Origin of the sequence: Rhizobium sp. Root708 (assembly GCF_001429725.1) — a bacterium.
Classification (GTDB): Bacteria; Pseudomonadota; Alphaproteobacteria; order Rhizobiales; family Rhizobiaceae; genus Rhizobium.
Genome location: NZ_LMHV01000002.1, coordinates 14731 through 31240, shown reverse-complemented (window position 1 = coordinate 31240; position 16510 = coordinate 14731). Strand labels below are relative to the sequence as shown.

Here is a 16510-nt window from a genome sequence, read left to right as displayed (position 1 = left end):
TCCTCATTCCGCGGCTTGGTTGTAGCCGGATACCCAGCGGGTTTGCGGGAAGGGCAGGCCGAGGTTTTCGCGAAGCGTCTTGCCCTCGTAAGCGGTACGGAACAGGCCTCGGCGCTGGAGCTCGGGAACCACCAGTTCGACGAAATCGGTCAGGCCCGTCGGCAGCCAAGGCGGCAGGATGTTGAAACCATCAGCCGCTTCGTTCTCGAACCATTCCTGGAGTGTATCGGCGATCTGGATGGCCGACCCGACGATGGTGAAATGTCCGCGAGCCGAGGCGATCCACTGGTAGAGTTGGCGTATGGAGAAATTGTTCTCGTCGGCGATCCGCCGAATGAGCTCCTGACGGCTCTTCATGCCTTCGGTCGGCGGTGCTGGCGGCAAAGGGCCATCCAGATCGGCACCGGCAAGGTCGAGCTCACCTCCGCTCAGCGCATTGATCAGCGCAAGACCGTCTTCCTCGATAATTAGGCTCGTCAGGCGCTCGTATTTCTCGCGCGCCTCCTCTTCGGTACGCCCGACAAAAGGAGAAACGCCCGGCATGACAAGGACATGGGACGGATTTCTACCGATGGCGCGCGCCCGGTTCTTGATGTCCCTGTAGAATTCCTGGGCAGTGTGCAGTTTCTGGTGAGCGGTGAAGATCACTTCGGCCGTAGAGGCTGCCAGGCCACGACCATCTTCCGATTGACCGGCCTGCACGATGACCGGATGTCCCTGCGGCGATCTCGGAACGTTCAACGGGCCCTCGACCTTGAAGTGCTCGCCGCGGTGGTCGGTACGGTGGACCTTGTCTACATCAAAATAGACACCGCTTGCACGATCGCGGATGAACGCGTCGTCCTCGAAGCTCTCCCAGAGTTTTTTCACCACTTCGACATGCTCGGCCGCGCGTCGATATCGCGCCGCATGCGGCAGTTGCTGATCCAGATTGAAATTTTTTGCCGCAGCCTCGGTGGCCGTGGTGACGACGTTCCATCCGGCCCGTCCGCCGGAGATGAGATCAAGCGACGCGAACTTGCGCGCAACCGCGTAAGGCTCTTCGTATGTGGTGGACGCCGTCGCGATGTAACCGAGGTGCTCGGTAAAAGGGGCAAGCGCGGAAAAGAGCGTGAGCGGCTCGAAACCCGCTACCTTGGCATTTCCGCCTTCGACGCCGCCCCCAAAGGCAACAGCCAGCCCGTCGGCGAGGAAGTAAGCATCGAACAGTCCACGTTCGGCGGCTTGCGCCAGCTCGATGTGAAACTTGAGATTGACCGCGCCGTCGAGAGGTTGGTCGGGATGACGCCAGGAAGCGATATGCTGCCCGCCTCCCGGCAAAAAGGCACCAAGTTTGATCTGTCGCGTCATTTGCGTCCTCCACTCATTTTGGCTCGGGAGCCGATAGGTGGCGAAATGATGCGATTAATTACATAGAAATTATAGATTTCATTTTTCGGCGACGTCGAAAGAGACGGGAATTTCTTTCCCCAAACGTGTCGTATGCCGACATTATCGACCCAAGCCGCGGTCGGGAGGGCGCGTAAGTGCCGTTGCTTTTGATCCGGGCGCTATCGCTTGCCCGCCAGACCGAGCGTTTTTTGACGCGACCCCTCAGGCTTCCACCAGCAGCGACTTGTGTTCCACCTCTTGAACGCGTCGAGGCGCCTTATCCGGAGTTGCCCATGCGATCGTCCGCTCGCCGCGCTCCTTGAATGTCCGAACCGACGTCGCCGTGGACGCCCTCCTAAAACGGCCATTGCGATCGTTATCGTCTCGAATGACGTCGTAGGTCCCGCCGCCCAGGAAGATCTGAACTCTCGGATCGCCGGCACATCCCTATCGGCCACACTTGTGCTGCGCTTCCGGCAATATCCAGGTTTGATGCGTCCTATTGTTCGTTACGAGGAACAAGTGGCCGTCCTCATCAGGATCACAATCTCGATCAATTTCCACAAGGCACATCTCCACTGGATCGCCCGCTTTTGAATCGATCAGGGCATCCTCGCGGAAATAAGATACCTGATAGCCGTCGTTGGCGTAGTCGATACCTGTCCCGGAATCGAAATCTTGATCTGTGGTTGGAACGCCTTCGGCGCCGACACGGGGATGGACATCGGTCACCGAAGTCATCGTGCACTGGCCGATCTTTGTTGGTATTGCCGAAGTGCTGGACTGCTGCCCGTTAGCGAGAGATTGCGCCGAAATTTCAGACATGAAGTCGTTCTTGTCAGGCGATATCTCCCACAGGATCGCCAAGTAAGCACTTAAAACGCACGGACGGTCATCGCGACATTCTCGGCGATCTGCGAGGAAGTTGCGAGCCGCATGGTTGTCATCGTTGCTGGACGCCAGCTTCTTATTGGCGGCATACCGGGCGTTGAACAGGTCATCGAGGTGTGAGAGTAGCGGGTCATGACAAACAAGCTTTTCGTCAGGGGTCTTTGCCCTGGAGCAATTGAAACCCGCCCCGTTTACTGCAGAACACGCAAAGAGTGAGCTAAGCAACGCAATTGACCAGGCAAGCTTCCGCATATCTTCACTCCGAACGTATGAACGTAATAACTACCCACGATTGCGGTCAGCTGTCACCCATTTCGAGCGTTGATTAAACAGATTTCTAGTCATCGTCAGGAGGTCGATTTAAGAGAGATATGGGGTGATAGGCCGCCAGTGATCACATGGAGGGTGATGAATGCCTTTGCCTCGATGACGCCGTCATCTGCTGAGGTGAGGGAGATTTCGACTGGCAAGCAATGGCAGTTCCTGAGTGCCCTATCAAACAGGAAGAACTCGCGATGCCGGCATCGCGAGAAAGCGGTGGGGCGTTGATGATCTTCTAAACCAGGAAGGCCACAATGGCGGCGGCGATCTCCGAGCCGTGCGTCTCCACCGCGAAATGTCCGGTGTCGAGGAGACGAACCTCCGCATCCGGCAAATCCCGTCGGAACGCTTCTGCACCCACCGGCAAAAAGAATGGATCCTTGTCACCCCAGACCGCCAGAAGCCGGGGCCGATGCTCGCGAAAATAGGCCTGGAAGGCAGGGTACATAGCCACGTTACTCGCATAATCGAGCGCAATGTCGAGCTGGATTTCCTCGGCATCAGGGCGCGCCATGTAGAATGCGTCCAGCGAATAACCATCGGGTGAAATGTCCGACAAGCTCGAAACGCCGTGCTCGTACTGCCAGCGGATTGCCGCAGGTTTCAAGATCTCACGCAACGCTTCTCGATTGGTCTGGTTCGGTTCGGCCCAGTAGCGCCTGATCGGTTCCCAGACGTCGCCCAAAGCCTCCTCGTAGGCATTGCCATTCTGAGAAATGATCGCGGTCACGCGCTCGGGACGCTCCATCGCGATCCGGAACCCGATCGGTGCTCCGATGTCGAAAGTATAAAGAGCGAAACTTTCAATGCCTAAGATTTCGATGAATCTTGCGACGACATTGGCAAGATTGTCGAACGTGTAGGCAAACTGTTCACGAGAAGGCGATGCGGACTGACCGAACCCCGGTATGTCGGGTGCGATCAGGTGAAACCGGTCAGCGAGCTGCGGAATGAGATCGCGAAACATGTGGCTTGAAGATGGGAAGCCGTGAAGCAGCAGCAGGGTCGGCTTCGCCGGTTCTCCAGCCTGCCGAAAAAAGATGTCGATGCCGTCGACATCCACGCGGTGGTAGGTTGGATGTTTCATCTGTGGCCCGCCCTAGAAACCAAAGTCGCTGAGACCAGGATGTTCGTCCGGGCGGCGACCCTGCGGCCAGTGAAACCGCCGGTCCTGTTCTTGTATCGGAACGTCGTTGATGGAGGCGAAGCGTTTTCGCATCAAGCCGTTGGCTTCGAATTCCCAGTTCTCGTTGCCGTAGGAGCGGAACCAGTTCTCGCTGTCATCGTGCCATTCGTAGGCGAAGCGAACCGCGATGCGATTGTCGGCGAAGGCCCAGAGCTCCTTGATCAGCCGGTACTCAAGCTCGCGCCGCCATTTGCGGCTGAGAAAGTCGATGATCGCCTCGCGGCCGTTTACGAACTCGGACCGATTGCGCCATTCACTATCGGGGGTATAGGCCAGCGCCACCTTTTCGGGGCTGCGACTGTTCCAGCCATCCTCGGCAAGCCGCACCTTTTCCATTGCCGATGACAGGGAAAAGGGTGGAAGGGGTGCTCTTGTGGTGTCCATGCTATTCTCCAGTCGCTTCGAGGCGGGTGCGCAACGCCAGATTCTCGGCTTCCAGCTGGGCCAAGCGTTCACGCAGTGGCGTAACGGCCTGCTCGACCTCGCGCTCGGTGTATCGAGGGGTGATATGTTGAGGGCAGTTCCAATCAAACGCTTCCAGCCGGAGCCGGAAAATCCGCTCCGTCTTTGCCCGGTACCCGGCGTCGAAAACCAGACTGGTCAACGCGGGGTCGATGTCGAGTGTCAGCTTCTCGACGCGCATGTAGATTTTGAGGCGTGCGCGCCGTGGGTAGTCGACCAGAAACAGACAGGCTCGGTCGTTCGCGGCGAAGTTTCCGGTGCTGATATATTGGCGGTTGCCTCTGTACTCCGCGAATGCCAGCGTCTTGCTGTCAATCACCTTGAGGAAACCCGGTGGCCCGCCGCGATGTTGCACGTAGGGCCAGCCGGTTTCCGAGACGGATGCCATGTAGAAACTGTCGCGCGCAGCGATGAAGGCAAGCTCACTTTCGGTGAAGCTATCCGACTCGCGATGATGGTCGCCTAACCAGATTTGATCGGCTCCCATTTCAGCCTGTGCCAGCCGCACATTCGGAGTGATTGCTACTTCCAGAAAATGATACGGCATGGTTTGCCTCCGGACTTCAAGTGCTTGCCCTGCTATGTAACGGTGCGACCTTAACTCGCCGGAACCTCGGTCGCATCTTCAACCATCGACTGAGTCACTTGCTTGCGATGTTGCGATCCAGGAAGTCGTTGATAAGCGGTGCCGCGACATCCAGCTTCTCCTCGAGCAGGAAATGACCGGAGTTCAGGATATGGACCTCGGCATTTGGAAGGTCCCTGAGGTAAGGATGAGCACCTGCCTCAGGGAAAATGTAATCGTTCTTGCCCCAGATGATCAGTGTGGGTGGTTTGCGCTCGCGAAAGAAGCTCTGGAAGTCTGGATAGAGCGGCACATTGGTGCGGTAGTCGTACAGCATGTCGAGCTGAATATCGCGGTTGCCCGGCCGGTCCAACAGTGCCTGATCGTGAACCCAATTGTCAGGGCTGATGCGGGACACGTCCTCCATCCCGTCGGTATATTGGAACTTCGTCGTTTCGAGCGTGACGAGACCATTGAGCGCCTCGCGGCTCTTGGCCGATCCGTCGGACCAGTAGGTCTTGATCGGATCCCAAAACTCCTTCAGCCCCTCGTCATAGGCGTTGCCGTTCTGGATGATCAGTCCGCTGACCCGCTCCGGATGTTTCAGCGCCAGGCGGTAGCCCACCGGCGCACCATAATCCATGACGTACATCGCGTAACTTTTGACCGCCAAATGATCCATGAGTTTGTCGACGATATTGGCGGTTCCGGCAAACGTGTAGGCAAATTTGTCATGATCGGGAGCGGCACTCTGGCCATAGCCCGGATAGTCAGGCGCGATGACGTGGTAGCGATCCGCAAGCAGCGGGATCAGGTTGCGGAACATGTGTGAGGACGTCGGAAAACCATGCAGAAACAGAACAACCGGAGCATCGACGGGACCGGCTTCCCGGTAGAAGATATCAAGGCCCTCAATATTTGCGGTTCTGTAGTGGACGGGAACCGGGGCCTTGCGAACGTCTCCCGAGGCTGTCGCGGGGACAGCGCCGACCACTGCTGCCGTTGTCATGGTGGCGGTTGCCAGCATCAGGCATAAAATCAAACTACGCATAATGGTCTCCCAATAATAATGATGGAACACTTAGCTTCAAATGGACCGCTCCGTTCTTGCATGCGGTGCTGCCGTCGCGCCAAATGCGGCCTTGGCATCGGCCTGTAGATTGTGAACATATCGCTGCGCGGCACGCCGGTTTTCGATGAACGTGATTTCGCCTTAACCGGTACAGCCACTCAGCCGATCGGCCTTCATCAGGGGTTTCCGGTGTTCAACGATTAGGTCGGATTGTGGTCGCTCTCAATTGCGATCTTGGTCCCATGCAACTAGACCATGGCATTGCAGCCATAGACCTTGGTATATCGATTAGTTCTTACGTAACTCATAGAAATCACGTAGGAATTTCTCTCGAGGCATCGGCATCTTGGATGCCGCAAACTCTGCGCGGAGCATGGTGTGGATAGAAGACCAGAAGCCGATCCCATTGTCGATCTGATACCCGCGATGGTTTGGTCCGCGACGTCTGATGGAATGCTGGATTTCGCCAACCAGCACTTTCTCGAGTTTATCGGGGGCCCACTGGATGCAATTTCCGGCGTGGGATTTTACCAGATTTTCCATCCCGACGACACCGCGCGTCTTGCTTCGGAATGGCATGCCATCATGGCGTCTCGCACCGCCCGAGAGGTCGTTGGCAGGATTCGGCGGGAAGATGGTCAATATCGCTGGTGCACGCTTCGACAGAAGCCGCGGCTGGATGCCGAAGGCAATGTCGAGAGGTGGTATGGCGTGGTTCTTGATATAGAGGACCGAAAGCAGGCCGAAGACGCCTTGCAGGCAACAAAGGCGGCACTTGCTGCAAGTGAAGAAAACCTGAGCCTGATCATCAATTCGCTGCCCGTGCTCGTCTGGTCGGCCCGCCCAGACGGTACTGCTGATTTCGTCAATCAGAGTTGGCTGGAATATGCCGGCCTCCCGGCCGAGAAGGTCCTCGGCTGGGGCTTTCTCGATCTGTATCACCCGGATGATGTTCCTGGCATGGTCGACATCTGGAAACGCGATCTCGCGCACTCTGACCGTACTCTTTTGAAGGGGCGTATTCGCGGCGCGGACGGAAATTACCGGTGGTTTTATTTTTCGGGGCGCAAGCTGATCGATGCGAATGGCGCGGAGCGCTGGTTTGGCGTCAACATAGACATTGATGACCTCCAAAGTGCCGAGGACGCGCTTCGGGAAGGCGAAGCGGCTTTGCGGGAAAGCGAGCGTAAGCTCCATCTCATCGTCAACACGATACCCGCCATGGCCTGGTCCTGCACGCCTGATGGGGCCCTGGAATACTGGAATCAGAACCTCATCGATTTCGTTGGGTTGCCCTTCGACGAGATCGTCGGATTTGGCTTCTATCGAATGTTCCACCCGGATGACGTCGAGCTAATGCGGACCTCGTGGGAGGAGATACTCCGGTCGAAACGCGGCCGCCCTGTTGATGCGCGGATCAGACGCGCTGACGGCGAATACCGGTGGTTCAATCTCCGACAGAACCCGCTGATGGATTCCGATGGAAATGTCGTCAGGTGGTATGGCGTGGTCGTCGATATCGAGGACCGCAAACGGGCGGAAGAATCGTTGCGGCAGAGCCAGAGCGACCTTGCCCACGTCACGCGATTGACAGCTGCGGGTGAACTTGCGGTATCGATTGCCCATGAGGTCAACCAGCCATTGATGGCGATTGTCACAAATGCCGGTACGTGCCTGCGCTGGCTGCAGCCCGGCAACACCGATTTGGAACAGGCACGGCTGGCGGCGGAAAGAATTGTGAAAGATGGCCATCGCGCCGGAGACATAGTGGCCAGTATTAAAGCAATGGCTCAAAAACTCCCCGCAAAGATCGAGCGGACCGAGTTGACTTCCGCGGTGCGCGACGTTCTCGCTCTGCTGCGAGCGGAGCTTCAAAAGCGTGCAATTGACGTCAATCTGAATATGCCGGATCTCCCTGTCGCAATCCTTGGTGATCGAACGCAGATACAGCAGGTTGTGCTTAACCTGGTTATGAATAGTGCCGAAGCAATGACCGCTTCTTCAAGAGAAAGACGTATTGATATCAGTTGCGCTGTGGATGAACCGCGTCTTGTAAAAGTGAGCGTGTCGGACACGGGTCGGGGCGTCTCTGCCGGGGAGGTGGATCGCCTGTTTGAAGCATTCTACAGCACGAAAACCGATGGCATCGGGATGGGGCTCTCGATATGCCGTTCGATCGTTGATGCCCACGGCGGCCGGATCTGGATTTCGGCGCGAGACCGTCGTGTTGGCAGCGAGTTCAGTTTCATCTTGCCAACGGTGGAGGGCGTGCCCGACTATGATCGATGACCGCAAACGAGGGCAGCCGACCGTCATCGTCATCGATGACGATGAAAGCGTCCGCGATGCCTTGAAAGGCCTGTTCGAATCGGTGGGGCTGATTGCAGAAACCCATGGTTCGGTGAGCGAGTTTCTTGCTGTGGACGACCCTGATCGTGCGGGCTGTATTGTTCTCGACATCCGCCTACCGGGCCAGAGCGGCCTGGAGTTTCAAGAGGCGCTCGCGAAAAGTCGGCATCCACGATCCGTGGTGCTGATCAGCGCCCATGTCGATGTTGCAATGGCCGTCCGTGCGATGAAGGCCGGCGCCATCGATGTTCTTACCAAGCCTGTGCGCGAGCAGGACCTACTGGAAGCGGTGAACCGTGCGTTGGCAAGTGACAATGCTCGACGCGAAGAGGCAAATCAGTCGGCGGCGCTGCACCTGAGATATTCCAAACTTACCGAGCGTGAGCGGCAGATAATGACAATGGTGGTGGCCGGTAAGCTCAACAAGCAGATTGCCGCCGACGTTCATCTTGCTGAGGCAACAGTGAAACTGCATCGAGGTCATATGATGCGCAAGATGCGCGCGTCGTCGGTCGCCGATCTGGTCAGAATCGCAGCTATTCTGGATAACTAGGAGTATTCTGAACGGAGCATTGGTCAGATTTCTTTCTAGATCTACGTGAGGCTGTCCAACGTCATGCCCCGCGCGCGCGGGGATCGCCGCGTCACCCGATTATTCCGAGCCGCCCCCCGCATGGCTGTGGATCGAGTCGGCCACAATTCATCGCCTGGGCTCAATTTCCTGCCATCATGAGAGGGCGACCGGCACATTTGGAAAGCCCGGCCATCACCGCGTCGCCTAAAACATGATTTTTTTATACTAGTTTTTGCATCGCTATTCTGGCCTCAGTTTTTCGCTTTTGTACCGGCTTATGGTTGTGTCGGGTGCCGTCGTCGGGAGCATGATTTGCCATTTTGAACTCCGGCGGCATTTGTTGTCGATACCGCCACCAGCGCCGAACGTGATGCGATTGGTCGAACGATTTTGTCCCTGTCTGCTAATTGGCTAGCGGAGCTGGCAGGTCGGGTCATGTTTGCCGACAGCGGCACATTTTCCTCGCGCTGCACGGTTTCCCCGTATTAGGGAAGTGCGCCGAAGCTGTTCGACGTCGATGCTTGCGAGTCCAAAATGGTCCCTGTTATCGACCGTGATCGAGGCCATGGGAGAGCCCGATCCGTCCAAGCTAACTATGTCTTATCAAGGCGCAGAGCGACGCGTTTATCATTCTGCTGGCTTTCTTTGTGGACCATCTTCTTGATGCAAGTTGGAGGTGTATCGGTCTGCGCCGAAGGCGTTCCAACAGTCCCAATTATGCCACATTTTAACTTGATTCTTTTCATCATGTTTTATAGCGCTTCCTCCGCAACTGAATTTGGTTTCGGGGGAAACAACGGCAGATGGTTTTCGGGGCGCGTAAAGAAAAGCGTAACTTATATCATATTTTCAATAGTATGACGGCGTTGGCTGTCATTTCAGTTCTTACGTCGGCTAATGTTTCTTTTGGCCAGGACGTGCAACCTATCGAGCCCAAGGAAGGCGAAACGGTCCTCGATAAGATCGTGATCCTGTCGACACGCAAGACCAAGCGTGTGCTCGATGTTCCGCAGTCGATTTCTGTAATTACCCGCGAAGAGCTCGAAGATCACGACGTCCGTGACATGCAGGATCTGGTGCGCCACGAACCCGGCGTCACCGTCGACCGGACGACATCGATCACCAATCCCTGGGGGCAGCTCAACAGCTTCAGCATCCGCGGGATGAGCGGCAACCGCGTCCAGCTCACCGTTGACGGCTCGCGTGTTCAGGAGCGGATCACCGATGGAAGCCGCGACTTCTTCGACATGAGCAACTTCCGTGCCGTCGAGATCGTGAAAGGGCCGAACTCGGTTCTGTGGGGCGCCGACGCCGTCGGCGGCGCCGTCATGTTCCAGACGCTGGATCCATCCGATCTTCTCACTGATCCCAGCAAGCCCTGGGCGCTGCAGGTCAAGACCGATTTTGACAGCTTCGACCGAAGCTGGCGCAAGCAGGTCACCGGCGCTTACGACTTCGGCGATGTCGAGGTGCTCGGCAGCTATGGGCAGACGTCGGGACACGAGGCGCGTTTGAGCAATGCCCGGGCCGATGGCGGCGTCTGGGGATGCTCACGTCGAAATTTCACCTGCGATCAACTGTTCCCGGCGGACAATACCGTCAACAATGCGCTCGGCAAGATCGTCTGGACGCCCGACGGAGAGAACACCATCAAGCTCACCGGCGAGCTGTTCGGGCGCGACACGGACATCCTGCAACTTTATGACTCTGGAGCGTCGGCGACCGGCATCCCAACAACGACTGCTTACAACAGCGACTACTACAACCGCGACCTTGATATGAGCCGCCGGCGGATTGCGCTGGAGCATGATTGGCAGGTCGGTGCTTCTTGGCTGGACAGCATCAACTGGAAGCTCTCCTATTCCGAGCAGGGCCGAAAGACCGATAGCAATCAGCGGCGGATCTACTCGAACCGCTACCAGCTGCAAAATCAGTATCGCGATTATTCCGAAGACTTCCTGGAGCTCGATATCCAGATGCAGTCATCCTTCGATCTCGGCGATAGCAATCACACGCTGACCTATGGTTTCGACGGCGATCGCAGCAAGGGTGATTACGCCGGCATCAACACCAGCTACAACTCTCTGACCAACACCACAACGACGGCTATCAACCAGGGTTTCAGCTTCCCACGCGTGACGACCGAACGCGCGGACTTCTATCTTCAGGACGAGATTTCTCTGCTTGACGATAGGCTGACGCTGACGCCTGGTGTTCGGCTTGCCTACTATTCGATCGACCCGACGGGCGATGCGAGCTATCCGGGCCTTCCGGGCTACCGTCCTGGACAGCAGGACAACCTCGAACTGATCAAGCGCGCAGGCGCGATCTACAAGCTGACCGATACCTATTCCGTCTATGCGAGCTATGGCGAAGGCTTCAAGATGCCGACCTCCGCGCAGCTCTTCCAGTCGAGCGACGATCCATTCTCCGGATCGTCGATCATTCCGAACCCCAATCTCAAGCCCGAGTCCGTCGAGAGCTACGAGATCGGCTTCCGGGGTGAACTGGACAAGGGCTACTTCACAGTGGCGGCTTTCTATTCCGACTACAAGAACTTCATCCGCAGTCTCCAGCCCGTGACGCTGACCAACTCCGCTGGCGTTCCAGTGTTGGGTTATACATCGGACAACGTGGAGGATGTGCATCTGTGGGGGCTCGAGTTCGGCGGGGAATACGAGATCATGACCGACACCACGCTATCGGGCAGCGTATCGTGGAGCAGGGGACGTCAGCAGGTCTCGGAAACGGCCGCAACGACCGCCTTCAATGGAGCGATGCCGGTCAACGCGGTCATCGGGCTCAAGCATGTTCTTCCCGATTACAATCTGCAATTCGAGGTGTTCGGCAATTTCGCGGCCGGCCGCACTGAAAACGCAGTCGCTACGAACTTCATGCCTGCCGGCTACGCGGTCTTCGACACCTATGCGAAGTGGACGCCACGTGAAAACTTCGAGCTGACGGCAGGGATCGAAAACATCTTCAATCGCCGCTACTTCCCGAGCAGCGTCACCGAGTATGGCAGCGTCGCGCCATCGACAGCGACCGCCAACGTCAACCCGCTGGAACTGCAGACTGGACCCGGACGCGTGTTCAAGATCGGAGCAACGGTCAAGTTCTGATTGATCCGCTGATGACGCCATGCGGGCTGCTTGGCCCGCATTCCCTTTCACTGGGTACTTTCAATGCTTCACGTTCTTGAACAATTCGGCAGACTTCTCGCCATCTGCGCGCGTGCGCCGGGCGGACGGTCTCAGCTGCTACTTCTCGCGGTTGTCATCGCCTTGGAACTCGGCGCGGTCTACACGGGCGTCCGCCTGGTCCAGTGGACCGGTGAATTCTATTCGGCGATCCAGAAGGTTGATGGACCGGAGATCGGCCGCCAGATCGGTATTTTCGCACTCATCATCGCTGTGAACTCTGTCCGAGGGCTCGCGGCCAATTACCTTCGCAAAATGCTGGAAATCCTTTGGCGGAAGTCGCTGACGGATCATGCGATCGACCTCTGGACGGCTCACAAGGCCCACTGGCATATGGCCAATGCCGTAAATAGCCGGATCGACAATCCGGACCAGCGGATTGCCGACGACTGCCGGATATTCGTCACCCGGATACTAGGTGAGGCTCTGGATCTCATCGGCCGCGTCGTCGGCCTGTTCTCCTACCTGGCGCTTCTTTGGGGATTGTCGAATTTCCCGCTGTCGCTCGGGTTCATCGGCATCGATGTGGACATTCCCCGATACATGATCTGGGCGGCCTTCATCTATGTCGCACTGTCCACCGGGATCACCCACTTGCTTGGCCGGCCGCTGAAGCGATTGCTGTCCGAGCAGCAGCGGAGGGAGGCGGACTTTCGCTTCTCCATAGCGAGATGGCGCACTGCGAGTGACGAAGTGGCGCTCGCCGATGGCGAAGAGGCGGAGAAGCTGATCTTCCGGAACCGTTTTGCCGCCGTGGCGCAGAACTGGCGGAGGCTGATGCGGCGGGAACTTATTCTCGGCACGTTCACCTTCCCGTTTCAGCACACGGTGTTGCGGATACCGTTGTTCGTCGCTCTGCCCGGCTATATTGCCGGTCACGTCGCTTTCGGTGGTTTGATGCAACTCGCGATGGCCTTTTCGAACGTTGTCACGTCGCTCTCCTGGATCATCTTTTCCTATCGCGACCTTTCGGAGCTTGTCGCCACCTCGTCGCGCCTTGATCACTTCATCCAGGCTGCGCGGACTGCGACGGCACTCCGCAGCAATGATCTACGGACTTCCCGTGCCGGCCAGTCCTTCCAGCTTGTGGACCTGACACTGCAAACGCCGGCCGGTCGCCGTTTGTTGTCGGTTTCTGACCTGAGCATATCGCCGGGTGAGACGGTCGCGCTGCAGGGGCCATCAGGTATTGGCAAGACAACGCTGACCAAAGCGATTGCGGGCCTGTGGCAACACGGCAGCGGGCAGATAACGAAGCCCGATGGCAGCTGGAGCTTCGTCCCGCAGAAGGCATACATCCCCGAGGGCGATATCATAGACGCCGCAGCTTATCCTGCGCCACGCGGCCGCTTTGATAATGCGGCAATCGAGGATGCCATACGCGCCGTCGGCCTTGGCCATGTGCTCGATAGCCAAGGTGAGAAGGTATGCGTCAATGGGAAGCTCGACCAGCTCTCCGGTGGAGAACTCCAAAGACTCGCGATAGCGAGGATTTTACTACACAAACCGGATTGGGCGGTCCTCGACGAGGCAACCAGTGCACTCGATCCGGCGTCGGAGACCGCGATTTTTGCATTGCTACGCAATCGGCTAAAGGCGACGGCATTGATCATCATTGCGCATCGGCTGCCCGAGGCTGTGAGTGAGCTGCGCGTTATTGAGCTCTGCCACGAGCCTCAACCACGGTCCCTGTAAACACGGCCATTATAAAGTGAACGGAAGATAGACATGACGGATACAATAGCGCCCACGCGCCGCTACATTGATAACGACCCAACCGAGGTAATCTCACGCTTGCCGCACATCGGGAGCCTGATGATCATCGGCAAGCGCAATGGCGCGACCCATGAGCGGATCGGGGTGGTCGAGGCCGTGACCGAGGAGAATGGCCTGCTCCACTGTAGCGGTAGCGCGCATGACAGCCACATCGATCCTACCCTGGTGAAAAGGGCTCTGATCGATACCTCCAGCATCATGAGTGATAAGGTGTATCCCCGCATCGATTTCAATCGCGAGGACGGGGAAACTCTGTTTGCCATCGTCGGTTTTGGCGGGCTGGAGCCGTTCGAGGCTGCTCTCGAAGGATTGAATATCGTCGTCGACCCCAGCATCCCTGCAAGGCCACCGCGTCCTGAACGCCAGCCCGTTTCGCCGGGAGACCCTGGCCTGGCGCCGCTCAATGCAGCCCTCGATTCGGGGCAGGCGGTCACCATCACGTTCGAGGAGCCGGGTTTCACACAGCGCTGGACCGGCGTCATTCCTAAGGTCAGTCCCGGCATGGGTTTCATCAACGTCATGACGGATGATTTCCATCTGCATCTGCTAGGATCGACAGTCGGCGCGTGGCGGCAAGACGAAGTTGACGGCACCACAATCCTCAGAGCACTCGACCACGACGCAAAGGAAACCGGGCTGACCGTTCGGGCAATTGATCCATTGGCGTTTGCATCAGCGCCGGTTTACGCCGAGACCGCGCCATGACGAGCAGCGTCCATTCACCGGGAACATGGATCGCACCGGCAACAGGAGCGCTTCTCCCACATGGCGGCTTGCTTCGTCACATGGCGACGAAGCAAGCCGTGCTACTTGGCGAAACACACGATCGCTATGACATTCATCGATGGCAGCTGCATGTGCTGGCTGGCTTGTATGCCTATAATGACAACATCGTCGTTGGCTTCGAGATGTTCCCGCGGCGTTGCCAGCCGGTCCTGAACGAATGGGTTGCCGGTAATCTGGACGCGGCAAGCTTCCTCGATAAGGTCGAATGGAAATCGGTTTGGGGATTTGAGCCCGAGCTTTACATGCCGCTTTTCCACTTTTGCCGGCAGTTCAAGGTGGCGATGAAGGCGTTGAATTGCCGACGCGCTCTGGTAACGGAGGTCGGTAAGCTCGGTTGGGACGCGATCCCTATCGAAGATCGCGACGGGGTATCGCCCGCCAAGCCAGCGACCGATGCGCACCGGCAATATCTATTCAACCTCACGGGTGGCGGGCGACCTGATCGCAAGGCAAGATCAGCCGATGATCCCGAGTTCGATCGGTTCGTACGGGCACAGCAGACCTGGGACCGCGCCTTTGCGTGCAACATCGTCGAAGCTCATGGAGCCATGAGTTCACCTCTCGTTGTCGGGATAATCGGGCGCGGGCATTTGGAATATGGATACGGCACACCGGCACAACTTGCCGATCTCGGCATTTCGGATGTCGCCGTGCTCCTGCCGTGCGACACCCCGTTTGTCGCGGGCGCTGCGGATGCCTGCATCGCCGATGCGATGTTTTACATTAAGCCGGAATGCGAAGTAGAATGAGGTTGGGCGGGGACTGGAGGTCAGCGAGTACGCCGCGTAGTCGTATCGACCCGACCCCGGCGAAGCCTCGGGTACTCCCGGTCTAGCTGCGTTTCGTGATTTCCTATGTCCGCATAGCAATTCTCTTCTTGCCGTGTCCTCGGAAGCCTCGAAAATCCGGATCGCAGAACGCCTCGGGTGATTGCTCGTGTCGAAACGTTCAATTTCGTTCTCGGAGCTCGACGATCGACCTCCGTCGCCGTCAAGATAGACTGGTCCGATGTGCTACTTCGCTTGCCGAAAATCAGGGCGTCACGTACTGACAAAACTCGATCATGGGCTTTGGCAGCGAGATTTTGCATGAATAACTGTGATGGATCCGTCGTGATCCCTGGGGCAGGCTACTTCGATCTTGTTCCATCGACTGGCGACGCACCGTATCGCATCTTCCTGTCCGTCCCGGCAGAATCCCCACCGGCGCAAGGTTGGCCGCTTCTTGTCCTCACGGATGGCAACGCCACCTTTCCCTTCGCGGTCAGCAGCCTCGTAACGCAGGCGCCTTATCCGAATGCGACAAATGTCGGCTGGGGCGTGGTTGCGGCCATCGGCTATCCCACCGACGAGGCTTATGATGGTATGCGGCGCTCCTGGGATCTGGTGCCGCCGCCCGGCAGGGCCTATCCGCCGTACAACGAAGGCGGCCCGGAGATAAGGACCGGCGGCGCCGACAAGCTGCTGCATTTCATCGAGGCGGACCTCCTGCCCGAGATCGCGCGCAGGGCACCCGTCGATGCAGGCCGACGGGCGCTGTTCGGTCACTCCTTCGGCGGGCTGTTCACGCTTTTCGCGCTGTTCGAGCGGCCGGACCTGTTCAGGAACTGGATCGCCGCCAGCCCGAGCATCTCCTGGGAAGATTCGCAGCTTCTGGAGCGTGAAGCGCGTCGCACGCACGGTTCCGGAGGCTTCGTTCACCTGTCTGCTGGCGAGTACGAGGGCGACGAACTGGCGCCGTTTCAGTATCACAATGAGGATGCCGCCGAGCGCCTCGAAAACAACAAGCTTGAGCGGACGGTGGACCTCGCCCGCGAGATGGCGGAGCGACTGGATGGCACGCCCGACGGATTGAGGGCGCGGTTCGAGCTTTTACCCGGGGAAACGCACATGTCGGTGCTCGCCGCGGTCGTCAATCGCGCGGTCAGCATCGCTTTCGCCATTCGCGACTGAATAAC

Annotated in this window: 13 protein-coding genes; 7 read left to right on the top strand and 6 right to left on the bottom strand. The window is 57.8% G+C overall.

Features of this window, described 5'->3' with window-relative positions:
* Positions 1-3: 3 nt before the first annotated feature.
* The 6 genes from ASE04_RS02405 to ASE04_RS02380 all read right to left on the bottom strand — a co-directional run bounded on the left by ASE04_RS02405 (position 4) and on the right by ASE04_RS02380 (position 5847).
* On the bottom strand, positions 4-1350 hold the full coding sequence (locus tag ASE04_RS02405) for an LLM class flavin-dependent oxidoreductase (protein ID WP_056811414.1): 1347 nt from the start codon (positions 1348-1350) through the stop codon (positions 4-6).
* Between the two features lie 468 nt (positions 1351-1818).
* On the bottom strand, positions 1819-2514 hold the full coding sequence (locus tag ASE04_RS02400) for a lysozyme inhibitor LprI family protein (protein ID WP_056811411.1): 696 nt from the start codon (positions 2512-2514) through the stop codon (positions 1819-1821).
* 304 nt (positions 2515-2818) lie between these two features.
* Positions 2819-3670 carry an alpha/beta fold hydrolase gene (locus tag ASE04_RS02395; protein ID WP_056811408.1) on the bottom strand — a complete coding sequence of 284 codons (852 nt, stop codon included), beginning with the start codon at positions 3668-3670 and terminating at the stop codon, positions 2819-2821.
* Between the two features lie 12 nt (positions 3671-3682).
* Positions 3683-4153 carry a nuclear transport factor 2 family protein gene (locus ASE04_RS02390; protein WP_056811404.1) on the bottom strand — a complete coding sequence of 157 codons (471 nt, stop codon included), beginning with the start codon at positions 4151-4153 and terminating at the stop codon, positions 3683-3685.
* Position 4154: 1 nt separating this feature from the next.
* Positions 4155-4778, bottom strand: a complete 624-nt coding sequence (locus ASE04_RS02385) for a pyridoxamine 5'-phosphate oxidase family protein (RefSeq protein ID WP_056811401.1) — start codon at positions 4776-4778, stop codon at positions 4155-4157.
* A 94-nt stretch (positions 4779-4872) separates the two neighbouring features.
* Complete coding sequence (locus tag ASE04_RS02380) at positions 4873-5847, bottom strand: alpha/beta fold hydrolase (RefSeq protein WP_056811398.1); 975 nt, start codon at positions 5845-5847, stop codon at positions 4873-4875.
* A 399-nt stretch (positions 5848-6246) separates the two neighbouring features.
* Here ASE04_RS02380 and ASE04_RS02375 point away from each other — a divergent pair, with 399 nt between their 5' ends.
* The 7 genes from ASE04_RS02375 (at position 6247) to ASE04_RS02345 (ending at position 16505) form a co-directional block, all read left to right on the top strand.
* Positions 6247-8157, top strand: a complete 1911-nt coding sequence (locus tag ASE04_RS02375; RefSeq protein WP_056811395.1) for a PAS domain-containing sensor histidine kinase — start codon at positions 6247-6249, stop codon at positions 8155-8157.
* The gene (locus tag ASE04_RS02370) at positions 8147-8770 is read left to right on the top strand and encodes a response regulator transcription factor (RefSeq protein WP_056811392.1); all 624 of its coding nucleotides are present in this window, start codon (positions 8147-8149) and stop codon (positions 8768-8770) included. Before ASE04_RS02375 ends, ASE04_RS02370 begins: the two co-directional genes overlap by 11 nt.
* 938 nt (positions 8771-9708) lie before the next feature.
* Positions 9709-11913, top strand: coding sequence for a TonB-dependent hemoglobin/transferrin/lactoferrin family receptor (locus ASE04_RS02365; RefSeq protein ID WP_162260511.1), 2205 nt, complete (start codon positions 9709-9711; stop codon positions 11911-11913).
* A 63-nt stretch (positions 11914-11976) separates the two neighbouring features.
* A complete protein-coding gene (locus ASE04_RS02360) occupies positions 11977-13686 on the top strand; it encodes an ABC transporter ATP-binding protein/permease (RefSeq protein WP_056811387.1) in 1710 nt (569 codons plus the stop codon).
* A 120-nt stretch (positions 13687-13806) separates the two neighbouring features.
* Positions 13807-14472 (top strand): hypothetical protein, encoded by a 666-nt coding sequence (locus ASE04_RS02355; RefSeq protein ID WP_210172100.1) that lies wholly within the window; start codon positions 13807-13809, stop codon positions 14470-14472.
* The gene (locus tag ASE04_RS02350) at positions 14469-15302 is read left to right on the top strand and encodes a ChaN family lipoprotein (RefSeq protein ID WP_056811381.1); all 834 of its coding nucleotides are present in this window, start codon (positions 14469-14471) and stop codon (positions 15300-15302) included. Before ASE04_RS02355 ends, ASE04_RS02350 begins: the two co-directional genes overlap by 4 nt.
* Before the next feature lie 339 nt (positions 15303-15641).
* Positions 15642-16505, top strand: coding sequence for an alpha/beta hydrolase (locus ASE04_RS02345; protein ID WP_056811378.1), 864 nt, complete (start codon positions 15642-15644; stop codon positions 16503-16505).
* Positions 16506-16510: the final 5 nt, after the last annotated feature.